The 13,660-nt window shown below is 38.9% G+C and carries 12 protein-coding genes; all 12 read left to right on the plus strand.

Going from position 1 to position 13,660, the window contains the following annotated elements:
* Nucleotides 1-185 precede the first annotated feature (185 nt).
* The 12 genes from IC619_RS10040 to pgsA all read left to right on the plus strand — a co-directional run bounded on the left by IC619_RS10040 (nucleotide 186) and on the right by pgsA (nucleotide 13,643).
* Nucleotides 186-1,712, plus strand: coding sequence for an ABC transporter ATP-binding protein (locus IC619_RS10040; protein ID WP_224749792.1), 1,527 nt, complete (start codon nucleotides 186-188; stop codon nucleotides 1,710-1,712).
* Nucleotides 1,713-1,715: 3 nt separating this feature from the next.
* Nucleotides 1,716-2,789, plus strand: a complete 1,074-nt coding sequence (locus IC619_RS10045) for an ABC transporter permease (RefSeq protein ID WP_191139900.1) — start codon at nucleotides 1,716-1,718, stop codon at nucleotides 2,787-2,789.
* Entirely contained in the window at nucleotides 2,782-3,726 is a 945-nt protein-coding gene (locus IC619_RS10050; protein WP_224749793.1) for an ABC transporter permease, read from the plus strand. The genes IC619_RS10045 and IC619_RS10050 overlap by 8 nt, the downstream gene beginning before the upstream one ends.
* Nucleotides 3,727-4,002: 276 nt before the next feature.
* Nucleotides 4,003-5,301: an EF-P 5-aminopentanol modification-associated protein YfmF gene (gene yfmF, locus IC619_RS10055; RefSeq protein ID WP_191139899.1), complete on the plus strand. Its 1,299-nt coding sequence runs from the start codon at nucleotides 4,003-4,005 to the stop codon at nucleotides 5,299-5,301.
* Nucleotides 5,288-6,583: an EF-P 5-aminopentanol modification-associated protein YfmH gene (gene yfmH / locus IC619_RS10060; protein ID WP_191139898.1), complete on the plus strand. Its 1,296-nt coding sequence runs from the start codon at nucleotides 5,288-5,290 to the stop codon at nucleotides 6,581-6,583. Before yfmF ends, yfmH begins: the two co-directional genes overlap by 14 nt.
* A gap of 90 nt (nucleotides 6,584-6,673) precedes the next feature.
* The gene (ymfI, locus tag IC619_RS10065; protein WP_191139897.1) at nucleotides 6,674-7,420 is read left to right on the plus strand and encodes an elongation factor P 5-aminopentanone reductase; all 747 of its coding nucleotides are present in this window, start codon (nucleotides 6,674-6,676) and stop codon (nucleotides 7,418-7,420) included.
* A 119-nt stretch (nucleotides 7,421-7,539) separates the two neighbouring features.
* Nucleotides 7,540-7,791 carry a DUF3243 domain-containing protein gene (locus tag IC619_RS10070; RefSeq protein WP_191139896.1) on the plus strand — a complete coding sequence of 84 codons (252 nt, stop codon included), beginning with the start codon at nucleotides 7,540-7,542 and terminating at the stop codon, nucleotides 7,789-7,791.
* A gap of 231 nt (nucleotides 7,792-8,022) precedes the next feature.
* Nucleotides 8,023-8,715, plus strand: a complete 693-nt coding sequence (locus tag IC619_RS10075; protein WP_249669819.1) for a DUF3388 domain-containing protein — start codon at nucleotides 8,023-8,025, stop codon at nucleotides 8,713-8,715.
* 18 nt (nucleotides 8,716-8,733) lie between these two features.
* Nucleotides 8,734-9,699 (plus strand): helix-turn-helix domain-containing protein, encoded by a 966-nt coding sequence (locus IC619_RS10080; RefSeq protein WP_191139894.1) that lies wholly within the window; start codon nucleotides 8,734-8,736, stop codon nucleotides 9,697-9,699.
* 32 nt (nucleotides 9,700-9,731) lie between these two features.
* Nucleotides 9,732-10,685, plus strand: a complete 954-nt coding sequence (locus tag IC619_RS10085) for a helix-turn-helix domain-containing protein (RefSeq protein ID WP_191139893.1) — start codon at nucleotides 9,732-9,734, stop codon at nucleotides 10,683-10,685.
* 324 nt (nucleotides 10,686-11,009) lie between these two features.
* The gene (locus IC619_RS10090; protein WP_213260879.1) at nucleotides 11,010-12,692 is read left to right on the plus strand and encodes a helix-turn-helix domain-containing protein; all 1,683 of its coding nucleotides are present in this window, start codon (nucleotides 11,010-11,012) and stop codon (nucleotides 12,690-12,692) included.
* Between the two features lie 369 nt (nucleotides 12,693-13,061).
* Nucleotides 13,062-13,643 (plus strand): CDP-diacylglycerol--glycerol-3-phosphate 3-phosphatidyltransferase, encoded by a 582-nt coding sequence (gene pgsA, locus IC619_RS10095; RefSeq protein ID WP_191139891.1) that lies wholly within the window; start codon nucleotides 13,062-13,064, stop codon nucleotides 13,641-13,643.
* The last annotated feature ends 17 nt before the right edge of the window (nucleotides 13,644-13,660 follow it).

A 13,660-nucleotide genomic window follows, 5' to 3' on the forward strand; every position in this document is an offset into this window, starting at 1 on the left:
ACTGATGTTATGGATAGAAACATACACTGTTTATCAAGTATATCGATTAACTTAAATATCATGCAAATCGATTAACCTAAGTTTTTATACCCAATCAATTAGCGACCATAACGCTGATGGTGTACTGCAAACATTTAAAACCTTTTTCCTCAAGCCGTTTACGTAGAAGAGTATGATTAGGAGGGATGATCTTGAATGTTGTTGAAATGATCGGGATCACAAAACGTTTCCCTGGGATTGTAGCCAATGACAATATTAACTTGGCGATCAAAAAGGGTGAAATCCACGCCTTATTAGGTGAAAATGGAGCCGGAAAGTCTACTTTGATGAATGTCTTATTTGGACTTTATCAACCTGAAGAAGGTGAAATCCGGATTAATGAAAAGAAAGTTATGATTACAGGACCGACTATGGCGAATGAACTTGGAATAGGTATGGTTCATCAACATTTTATGCTAGTACAACCCTTTACAGTTACTGAAAATATCATCTTAGGAGATGAGCGTAGTAAGGGTGGAATTTTAGATATAAAACAAGCGGAAAAAGAGATTCAGAAGTTATCTGATCAATATGGACTTAAGGTTGATCCAAGCGCTAAAATTTCTGACATCTCAGTCGGCATGCAACAACGTGTAGAAATCCTCAAAACGCTTTATCGGGGTGCAGAAACACTCATATTTGATGAACCGACAGCTGTATTAACCCCACAAGAAATTGATGAACTGATTAGTATCATGAAGAACTTAGTCAAAGAAGGCAAGACCATCATTTTTATTACCCATAAATTAAAAGAAATTATGCGTACTTGCGATCGTGTCACCGTAATACGTAGAGGTAAAGTGATTGATACAGTTGATGTAGCTGGAAATGATGAAAATACGCTAGCTTCTTTGATGGTGGGAAGAAAAGTCTCTTTTTCGATTGACAAAGAAGATGCTGAAACTGGCGAAACGATACTTGATATTCAGAACTTAGTTATGGAAAAAGGCAATGGTGTAAAAGTTATTAATGGCCTGAACATGGAAGTAAAAGCAGGAGAGATTGTTGGGTTGGCTGGAGTAGATGGAAATGGTCAATCCGAATTGATTGAAGCCATTACCGGGCTACAGTCTATTAAATCAGGCCATATTAAGTTAAATAAACAAGATATTGCCAATCAGCGCCCACGTAAGATTACAGAATCAGGTGTGGGTCATATTCCAGAGGATCGTCAAAAGCGTGGCTTAGTTTTAGATTTTACGGTTAGTGAAAATATGGTGTTACAAACCTATTATCAACCTCCTTTTACGAAAGGGATGTCCATTCAATTTAATGAGATAGACCAATTTGCAAAAAGGCTGATTGAAGAATATGACGTCCGTACACCAAGTATTGATACACCTATTCGCGCATTATCAGGTGGTAATCAACAAAAGGCGATTATTGCCCGTGAGGTAGATCGTGAACCAACACTGTTAATTGCAGCTCAACCCACTCGGGGTCTTGATGTTGGTGCCATCGAGTTTATTCACCGTAAGCTGGTCGAACAGCGAGACAACGGGAAAGCTGTACTACTCGTTTCGCTAGAGTTAGATGAAATCCTAAAACTAAGCGACCGAATCGCAGTCATTTATGAGGGTGTCATCGTGGGTTGGGTAGATCCTCAAAATGCAACAGAGGAAGAACTTGGTTTGCTTATGGCTGGAAGTGCTCTAGAGAAGGAGGCGAATTAACATATGCAATCCCTATTAGCGCGATTAAATAAATATAGCGGTGCCACTACAGCGATTATTTCTATCTTATTAGGTATGGTTGTAGGTGCGATTATGATGTTGGCGGCAGGCTATAATCCGGTAGCTGCCTATAACGCATTATTTGTAAGCGCACTATTTCAACCCTATGATTTAGGGGAAACGATTCGTACGATAACCCCTTTGATTTTAACCGGATTGGCAGTAGCGATTGCATTCCGTACGGGCCTTTTTAATATTGGTGTGGAAGGTCAGTTTATTGTCGGGCAGTTGGTCGCTTTTATTGTGGCAACTCAACTTGGCCTTCCACCGGTTATTCAAGTCATCGTAGCGGTTATAATGGGCGGACTGGCTGGTGCTTTGTGGGGCTTGGTTCCGGGGTTTCTAAAGGCATCACGAGGCGTACATGAAGTCATCGTATCGATTATGATGAATTTTATTGCCCTGTACTTATCTAATTATCTGATTCGTACTTGGTTGGCTAAAGGAGCCGATTCAACTCCAAAAATAGCGGATAGTCCACCCTTGAAAGTAGATGTTTTATCACAGATATTTGGCGGCTCACGTATTCATTTAGGAATCTTTATCGCATTACTTGGCGTTTTTGTAATGTACTATCTCTTATATCGAACGAAACTAGGATATGAACTGCGTGCAGTTGGCTATAATCCCCGTGCTTCAGAATATGCCGGCATGAGTGTAAAGCGTAACATTATCTTATCTATGATGATCAGTGGTTCGTTTGCTGGTTTGGCTGGTGCAAGTGAAGTTCTAGGCACTAGTGGATATCTGTCGATCGAGGCTGCTTTTACTGGAATTGGATTTGATGGGATCGCAGTTGCGTTACTTGGTGGAAATACACCACTTGGTGTAATTTTTGCAGCTTCCTTGTTTGGTGTCTTAAACTATGGCGGTGGAAATATGCAGTTTGAAGCGGACGTTCCATTTGAAGTCATACGTGTTGTAGTAGCAGCAATCATTTTATTTGTAGCTGCAAATATCTCTACTAAGATAGTCGGTCGTTTCCGTAAGCAAAAGGGGGTAAAAAAGCATGGGTGATTATATGCAAGTCGTTACAAATATTTTAATGACAACAGTCATATATGCAACCCCTCTTGTTTTAGCTGCACTAGGTGGATTGTTTTCGGAACGCTCAGGTGTAGTTAATATTGGGCTTGAGGGTTTAATGATTATAGGCGCTTTTATGGGTGCAGTGGGTACGATTGCTACAGGTAGTGCATGGATGGGACTGATACTATCTATTATTGCTGGGATCATTTTAGCACTTCCACATGCCGTTGCCACCATTACCTTCAAAGCAGACCAAGTCGTCAGCGGTGTGGCGATCAACTTTTTAGCTTTAGGTATTTCAATGTATCTTGTGAAATACTTATATAATGGGGCTGGTCAGACACCAGTCGTTCCTGAAACTTTAGATCGGGTTGCGATTCCCTTCTTAAGTGAAATCCCTGTAATCGGTCCTTCACTCTTTCAGGCACTTCCGTTCACATATATTGCGATTATAGCTGCTTTTATTACCTATTTCCTTCTTTACCGTACAGCTTTTGGTATGCGCATTCGGGCTGTAGGTGAACATCCACATGCTGCTGAAACAGCTGGAGTAAGTGTAGTGGGAATCCGTTATTTAGCAGTCATCATCAGTGGTGCTCTTGCAGCGATGGGTGGGGCATCATTATCCATCGCAATTGGTAGTGAGTTTAATCAAGCAACAGTAGCCGGTCAGGGGTTTATTGCCCTAGCCGCACTTATATTTGGTAAATGGAGACCGCTAGGTGTGCTCGGTGCAGCTACTTTCTTCGGGTTTGCGGTAGCACTAGCTCTAACGGGACAGTTGATTGGTTTATCTGCTTATGTACCGAGTGAGATCTTAAGTATGCTTCCATATATTCTCACGATCCTAGCACTTGCAGGTTTTGTAGGGAGAGCAGAAGCGCCAAATGCACTTGGTAAGCCATATGAAAAAGGAACACGTTAACCAGCAGTTTCTATTAACTCAAATACATGACAATAAAATGTAGAAATCATGCGCACGTTAACCTTGGCACTTCGCCAAGGTTTTTTTATATTTTGGATCGCGAGTGGACAAAATAACGCTAGTTACCGATTGAACAAGTGGGGTGTAAAGTAGATGGTTAGGATTCTGCTAAAGAACGTGTCTCCTTAGAAAAAGAGAAGATAAGTTGGGATTACTTTCCATATAACTTTAACTTAGTTTATAATGAGAAGAGTTCAAATAAGAAAGGATGGGAATATGACTTCTCCTAATTTTAAAACAATTGAAATGGGAAGTATTCGTGCACATGTACTTACAACGAATCAGTTTAAAAGTACAACATTTTCCTGCTTTATTCAGCAACCCTTACAATCAGAATTTGTGACGAAAACGGCGTTACTTCCAGCTATATTACAGCGAGGAACGAAACAGTATCAAACGACTACGCAATTACAACAAGCTTTAGATCACATGTATGGCGCTATCTTATTTGGAGACGTATTCAAACGTGGGGAAAGACATATTATTCAGATGGGGATGGAAGTTGCCAATGAACAATATTTAAAGGAAAGTGCATCTTTATTGGAGGAAGGTCTCCATTTCTTTTCACAGGTGCTCTTAAATCCCATTACTGAAAATGAGCATTTTCACTTGGGCTATTTAAAATCGGAGAAGAAAAATTTACAGCAGAAGATAGAAAGCTTTAAAGATGATAAAATGCGGTTGGCATCTCAACGGCTACTTGAAAGCATGTATAAAGACCAACCTTTTGCCTTGTTTAATCATGGTCGAACAAGTGATCTTGACCAAATATCAGCTGAAGGGCTTTATACATATTATCAAGATGTGATTCGGAACAGACCCATCGATTTTTATTGTATAGGAGACATTGATGTACAAGAATTTACAGAGATCATGGGGAATCACTTTTCGCAGCTGATGGACCATGAGCGTAAATTGCCCCAACGAACGACAGAGAAAGCAGAAGTAGAAAAAGTGCGAGAAGTAGTAGAGCGTTATGATGTCAAACAAGGGAAATTAAATTTGGGATTGCGCACATATACGACGTACCAAGATGATGATTATCCTGCTTTGATGCTATATAACGGTATCTTAGGTGGCTTTGCACATTCTAAGCTCTTTATGAATGTCCGTGAGAAAGAGAGTTTAGCTTATTACTGTTCTTCACGTATTGATAGTCATCAAGGATTTTTAGGTATACAATCTGGTATTGAAATTGAGAATTACAGTAAAGCATTAGGCATTATAAAAGAGCAGCTTTTTGCGATGGAAAATGGAGACATAAGTGAGCGTGAGTTGATACAAACCAAAGCGACGCTGTCGAATCAATTACGTGAGTCTCAAGACCGTGCTTATGATTTAATGAATGCGCATTATCATGGTGTATTAAGTAATAAGGAACGTTCAATCAGCCAGCTCCTAACCCATATCGAGGAAGTCACCCTAGAAGATGTTAAGCGCGTAGCACAGAAAATTAAGTTAGATACCATCTACTTTTTACGAGACAAGGGGGGCGCTAATCATGGAGAAAATTGAGTACAAGCAGCTAAAAGAAACGCTCTATCATGAACGATTAGCAAACGGCTTAGAGGTTTATATCTTACCGAAAACAGAGTTTAGTAAAACCTATGCTACATTTACGACCAAGTATGGTTCCATTGACGACCAGTTTGACGTGGAAGGCAAAGGAAAGTTTCAGGTGCCTGATGGCGTAGCCCATTTTTTAGAACATAAGATGTTCGAACAAGAATCAGGAGAAGATGTATTTCAGACATTTTCTAGACAAGGTGCTTCTGCCAATGCCTTTACTAGCTTTACAAGAACCGCTTATTTATTCTCTTGCACAGAACAAGTTGATCAGAATGTGAATACATTGCTCGATTATGTACAAAGCCCATATTTTACGACTAAAAATGTAGAGAAAGAGAAAGGGATTATTGGACAAGAAATTCGAATGTATGATGATAATCCAGACTGGCGCTCATATTTCGGATTAATAGAGGGGATGTATCAGAAGCATCCTGTTCGTATTGATATTGCAGGCACAATAGAATCGATTGGGAACATAACAGATGAGATATTGTATGATTGCTACAATACCTTTTATCATCCCAGTAACATGTTGTTTTTTATTGCGGGACCTGTAGAGCCTGAAGAAATGTTAAAATTAATTGTATCGAATCAAAAAAGCAAGTCATTTACAGAAGCACCTCAGATTAAACGTTATATCGCAAACGAACCTGGGGATGTAGCCATTAAAGATCACACCATATCGTTACCTGTAAGTGTACCCAAGTGTTTGTTTGGATTTAAAGAGTCGAATTCCTATTTAAATCAGACAGCTGATCAATACTTAAAACAGGAATTTCTTACAGAGATGATGCTAGAAGCACTAGTTGGTCGTTCTTCTACATTTTATCAAACCTTATACGATGAAGGATTGATCGATGAGAGCTTTTCTTATTCATACACATTAGAACAAAGTTTTGGTTTTTCGATGATGGGTGGGGATACACATCATCCAGACGAACTAGTTGCTCGATTTAAGTCAGAAGTTCCCACCGTGTTGGAACAAGGAATTGACTACGAGACATTTGAAAGAATCAAAAAGAAAAAAATCGGGAGTATATTACGCTACTTCAACTCCCCTGAGTGGATTGCCAATCAGTTTACAAATTATCGCTTTAATGGTGCTGATTTATTCCAAATGATTCCTGTTTTAGAGTCATTACGTATAGAAGACCTAAATGATCGCTTACATCAACATATTGCATGGGACAGATTTACTGTATCCAAAGTGTTATCTCCAGAATCATAGCATCATCGTAAGCCCCTCCTTCAAAGAAGGGGGGCTTATGGCATGCTAAATTAAAGACAGTTAAGTACCTGCAGGAGAGGTGTAGAGATCATGGAGGACAAATGCATTGCTTGGATAAGTGGAGCGAGTGGAGGAATTGGAGCCGCAATAGCGATTGAATTTGCCAAGCATGGCATTCATGTTGCAATTGGTTATCATCAAGCTAATAAAAGAGCAGAAGAAGTGATGGCTTTGTGTAGGCAGTATGGCGTATCTGCCGTCGCTGTTCAGATGAATATGAAGGCAAAAAAACAGATAGAACATACTTATTCGTATATAACTGAAAAACTAGGTCACCCCAGTATTGTGGTCCATGCTGCGGGTAATACACATTTTGGATTGGTGCAAGACATTACAGATGAAATTTTTGATGAATTAATGGCTGTTCATGTACGTGGAGGATTGTATTTGGTACAAGCTTCATTACCTTATCTGATACAAAAGAAAAGCGGTAGAATCATTATGATCTCTTCGATATGGGGAGAGATTGGAGCAGCTGGTGAAGTTTTATATTCCACAGTTAAGGGAGCGCAGATTGCGATGGTGAGATCTTTAGCGCAGGAGCTTGCACCTTCAGGAATTACTGTTAATGCTGTTACACCAGGTGCAATAAATACGGCGATGTTGTCTCAGCAACTTTCTAGCTTTGAAAAAAATGATTTATGCGATCAAATTCCGCTTGGTAGATTGGGTCATCCTGATGAGGTTGCATCATTAGTTCGGTTCTTGTGTGAAGAAAAAGCGATGTATATTACGGGACAAACGATGGCCGTTAATGGCGGCTGGCATACAGGTTAGCGTGTAAAATAAAATATGTGGTCATAACCTTTGGTTAAGCGACACGAATGTATAAAAATAGTTGGTTCGATACATATTATGCGTAGTAAACCATTAATTAATCTGAGGGGGATTTTACCATGGCAGTGCTAGATAATTTTGAGCAATGGAAAGAATTTCTTCACAATCGTGTCAATCAAGCTGAAACCTTAGGTATGGATAGAGAAAATATCAGCGAGCTAGCTTATCAACTTGGTGACTACCTCGCACAAGATATTGATCCGCAAAACAGAGAAGAACACTTATTAAAAGATCTATGGAACTGTGCGAATGAAGAAGAGCAAAAAATAATGGCAAATTTAATGGTTAAATTAGTAAATGATGGAAAATGATTTTGGTTTTAAACATCAAAACACCCTATATATAGGGTGTTTTGATGTTTAAAACCAAAATGATATTTAAAATATCTTTCGTAATTCTTTGCAAATATGCTATACTATAGAACATATGTGAGATGTTCGCAATTAATGGGTTGAAAGGTGTGGATTACGATTCATCACGAATGGTATCTAGAGTATCAAATCCATAAAAACAGGCCAGGCTTATTAGGAGATATTGCATCTTTGCTAGGGATGCTATCGATTAATATTATTACCATTAATGGTGTAGAGAATAACAGACGAGGCATGCTATTACGCACTGAAGATAAAGGTAAAATTGATGCATTAAAGCAAATCTTACTTCGAGTCGACAATATTACGATTACTGCTTTACGTCCGCCTAAATTAGTTGACCGAATGGCAGTTAGGCATGGACGATACTTAGATCGATGCTTAGAAGATAAACGAACATATCGATTTACAAGGGATGAACTGGGACTGTTAGTTGATTTCATGGCAGAGCTGTTAAAAAAAGAGGGACATCAATTGATTGGTGTTCGAGGTATGCCACGAGTAGGAAAAACCGAGTCGATTGTCGCCTCGAGTGTTTGTGCAAACAAGAGATGGACTTTTGTATCCTCTACGCTCCTTAGACAAACAGTTAGAAGCCAGTTAGCAGAGGATGAACTTTCTGAGCAAAATGTTTATATCATTGACGGTATCGTATCAACTGTACGATCAACGGAAAGACATAATATGTTAGTGCATGAAATGATGCGAATGAATGCTACTAAAGTGATTGAACATCCAGACTTTTTCGTGAAAGAAACTGAGTTTTCTTTAGAAGATTTTCATTATATTATCGAACTTCGTAATGATCCTGATGAAATCATCTCTTATGATGTGATAGAGCCAGGCTTTCATGAATTTAATTAGCCAAAAGGAGGGTAATGAATGTCAAACATTGGCGCATATTTAAAGGAAATTAGAGAGCAAAAAGGTTATTCTCTCGAAGAGATGAACCACATTACAAATATCCAAACCAATTATTTGCATGCACTAGAAAATGAAGACTTCCACTTGCTACCTTCTCCATTTTACACACGTGCGTTTTTACGTACGTATGCTAAAAGCCTTGGAATAGATGCACAGGCATTATTGGGGATATATGAAGAAAAATATTCAAGTGGAAATCAAATCAAACAACAAGAACAACCTATGCAATCACCTCCAATTCCTAGAAGGACTTCTGTGCGAAGTGTCCCTCCACAAACAACACCATCGACATCCGGTCAGAAGGAAAAAACGCAAATTACTCCGAAAGGGTTACCACCTCTACCTGGTCATGATTTGAGCCAGCATACATTAGCGCCACGGCGTGTGGCTATGGCAGCAAGGCGGTTATCAAATGCTGGTGGCCAAAAGAAAAAACCAGTTGCTTTAATAAGCTTAATCGTATCAGGGTTCATTATAGTGGGAGGAACCGGGGTTTATTTCTTCACTAAGGATGATTCTACTGCAAATCCATCTACTCTGGATTCGAGTGTGGGAATTGAAAGCCCTAACGCGACAACGCTTGAAGCAGGCGCGAATAATACCCCTGTATTAGAAGAAGGTTCACTTGACGACTATGAATATGCAAATGGACAACTTTATACCATTTCAAATGTAGATGAATTAAACATCACGATAAAAGGAATAAAAGGCCAATCAACACTTAGACATGGGGATGATGCTACTTCTAAGGCTACTGAATTGATCAATTTAGGTAAAACATTTACGCTCCCCACTTCAGGAAAAAAAGAGTATTGGTTTGTCTTAGGTCAGCCTTCTAATGTAGAAATATCTGTAAATGGCCAAGCGATTAACACAGAGGCTCAAGATGTGACTAAAAGTTATCGCATCCAAATGAGAAAGTGAAGCGATTATCGGATTATTAGGAGGTGAATCTTTTGTCCATAGAAGTAGGTCGTCGGTTAAGACAAGCTAGGTTAAAATTAGGACTTGAGATTGAAGATATAGAAGCAAAAACAAAAATTGATAAAAAACACCTGATAGCATTGGAGGATGGGCAATTTGACTCACTTCCAAGTCCTATCTATGTGCGTTCATACTTACGAAGTTTTGCCAATGCGGTCGGTGAAAATCCTCAAAACTTACTTAGAATGATACGTATGGATGTTACGGGATCATTCGATGTGAAAAAGTTGAATGAACGTGTTTCGAATACAAATCCAAAACTGTTGCCCGCAAGACAAACGATTTCCTACGAACCCCAAGTGGAAAATTTGCTTAAAAGAGATTTTCGTAAAATTGAAGGTAGTTCTATTGAGACGATCTCCAACGATACATCATCAAATGAAGCCATGACGTTCCCTAGTCGCCAAACATCCAAAACGGAAACGAAGCGTACAAAAAGCCAATCTAACAAAGATACTTTATTTGGACGTTTTTATAATTGGATACTATTGATTGGCTTTGGAACCCTTGTTGTTGCAACTACGCTGGTTGCCATGTATGTTTATGACACCGAAAAAAATGAAGTTGTCCCGCAATCAACAGAAAATATTGAAGCTGTAGAACAAGAACCACTTCTTACTTTACTAAAGTCTTCCCCTTCTTCAAGAACGGATTACTATGAGTTAGTTTTTGCGGATCAAGTTGAATTAGAGGTTGTATCAGTGGATGGGGGAGCTGCTAAAGTTGCTTTTCGCAAGCAAGAAGTGGGAGACATCTTAAAAGAAATTGAAGTGTCAGCTAATCAAACTTACTCTCAATCATTTGATCATGATGTGTGGATTCATATCGATCAGCCTGCCAATATTAAAATGACTGTAAATGGTGTAGGTACTATTCATACCAGTTATAATCACGAAAAAACGATTAAAATAACAAAACAAAATTAAAAGCTCTCCAAGGAGAGCTTTTTTGACACAGTTACCTTACAATGGTATGCTTGAACCAAATTGTGCTTTTTTGGTAAAATGTATGTTGTTTCATCTTTAGAGTGGGTTCAGCCCCCCTACTTTTATAAGCGGGGTTTTAATCAGGTGAAGTAGCGCCTTCTCCTGATTCCCAATGTTTCAACCTAGGTTGAAACGAGTTCACAAGGTATAGAATTATTTGCGTTACTGGAGTAACATATTGGTCATTCGAAAAATTAGATAAGTTAAAACAAATGGATGTGTACATGTAAATTTGTTTTGCAAGATCTTCAGGAGGTGGCTGGGTTGTCTGTCGAAATCGGATCATATCTTCGGCAAGCCCGAGAGTCGATTGGACTGACCCTCGAACAGTTACAAGAGAAAACAAAAATTCAAGAATCTTTTTTAATAGCAATAGAAGAGGGAGACTTTCATAAACTACCGAGTCCGTTTTATGTAAGGTCTTATCTTCGTTCGTATGCAAATTGTGTGAAATTGGAACCACATTATATTTTAAGGCAATATCGTAAAGAAGAGCAATCCCAACGCTTAACAGGTATGCATAAAGTAGTAACTGACGATGATATAAAGAAAGCGAATAGTAGTCGTGAACATACATTGAAGCTATCGATGTCGAATCAGAGAGAGTTAAACCAAGGACAACAAGAGGAACCCGCAGGAAAAAAATCTTTAGACACACTACAATCTCGAGACCAACAAAAAGTTAAAATTAGTGCAAATACGGCGCTTACGCTATCTGAAACGGAGAGTAAAAAAACCAAAGATCGAAGGCGGCGTGAGCTAGAACGAAGAGGATCAGGCTATCAAAGTAGGAGTCAGCAAACAGAATCTTCTCCGCTCAGTAGAAGTGCAAACCATTTAGGCGCTACTCGAGACGATGATCGAATGAATGAAGAGTCACAATTAGATCGTACGAGCCCTGACTTAAGTGATCCTTCTAACTTGTTGAATCACCAATTAGAAGAGACGACACAAAGTCTATCACGTACCATGAAAACGAAGCCAGAAGAGACGACACAAAGTCTATCACGTACCATGAAAACGAAGCCAGAAGAGACGACGCAAAGTCTATCACGTACCATGAAAACGAAGCCAGAAGAGACGACGCAAAGTCTATCGCGTACCATGAAAACGAAGCCAGAAGAGACGACGCAAAGTCTATCGCGTACCATGAAAACGAAGCCAGAAGAGACGACGCAAAGTCTATCACGTACCATGAAAACGAAGCCAGAAGAGACGACGCAAAGTCTATCACGTACCATGAAAACGAAGCCAGAAGAGACGACGCAAAGTCTATCACGTGCTGGGAAAATCAAGTCCGAAGATTTTTCGGAGTCTACAGCTCGTACAGAAGCGATATCATCTCAACCCAATGAAGACTCAAATCAACAATCCTTGGATAAATTACGTCGAATGGATAGCTTAAGTCGAAGTTCGGTAAAAAACAAGCAAAAAGAGGATACCAAACTCCCAAATATGCGTATGGTAATCATTATTATTGCTGTTTTAGGAATTTCTATCGTTATTGCTATGCTTCTCTACTTTTTCGTCCTTGGAGATGATAAACGGGAGCAAAATACGGTAGAAAATCCACCTGTAACATCTGGTTCCGAAGATTCATCAGAACCATCTGGTGCGCAAGAGCGTACAGCTGGAGCAATTAGCCTTGTTTCTGAAGAAGGTGAAGTGAGTGTATTTAACTTTCAAGGTAGTGATACCATTACGCTCGAATTCGTAGCAAATCGTGATAGTTCACGAATCGTGATAGATCAGAACAATACGGAATCTGACAATATTCTTAATGAGGCTACGATGAGAGAAGGGAATCCACCTTGGAAAGTGAATCACACTTTTGAAACTGATGATGCAGAACTCTGGATTCGTATGAATAATCCGGAAAATATTACTGTGAAAGTGAACGGTCAAGAACTAAAAGGGAATAAAGTGAATCAGATAAAAAGACAGTGAGAAATCATATGGTGACTCGTAGAGCTATAAAAGATTAAATCTCGCAAGTGCAGTTGAAAAACAGCTTGTTCTTTTCGATCTTATCATGATGTAGATCAAAAAGAACAAGCTGTTTCATGTATTTATATCTCATGATGATATCCAAGATAATTAAAACGGATTGTGTCTAAGTGATAATGAAAATGAAATATCGTTAGCTGCTTTTGACACTTATATCAAGCTTGGTTTATACTTACTGAAGAATTGTTACTAGGCTTTTTGGTGGTGGATGTATCATGAATAAAATAATATGTTGGAAACAAAGTCAAAATCAGATGAAAGGGTATCTTAAACGACAAAAATGGCTATCCGTGAAGGAGGTTGGTTGAGTTGAACTTAGCCAACAAAATTACACTTGCTCGTATTTTTTTGGTACCCGTGGTAATGATTTTTTTGCTTGTTAAGTTTGAAATTGGAACGATAGAAATGCACTCTGTTACATTGACGATTAGTGAAATCATTGCTACATCTGTATTTATTCTAGCAGCGATTACAGATGGATTAGACGGTTACATAGCACGTAAAAAAAAGATAGTAACAAATTTAGGAAAGTTTTTAGATCCGCTTGCAGATAAATTATTAATTACTGCGGCATTAGTATCTTTAGTTGAGATGCAACGTCTAGATGCGTGGATTGCTATCGTAATCATCAGTAGAGAATTTGCTGTGACAGGTTTAAGGTTAATTGCAGCTTCCGAGGGGAATGTGATTGCTGCAAGCCCACTAGGAAAACTGAAGACAGTCGTACAAATCATTGCGATTGTAGCTTTAATGTTGAATAATGTTCCTTTTTCTTATCTAACTTTTCCATTCGCTGATATTGCTGTGATTGTTGCAGTCATTATCACGATTTTCTCAGGGCTAGATTATTTCTATAAAAACAGGAAAATTGTTACCATGAATGAAATATGATCGTGATGAAAAAAACG

Origin of the sequence: Polycladospora coralii (assembly GCF_014773435.2) — a bacterium.
Taxonomy (GTDB): Bacteria; Bacillota; Bacilli; order Thermoactinomycetales; family Thermoactinomycetaceae; genus Polycladospora; species Polycladospora coralii.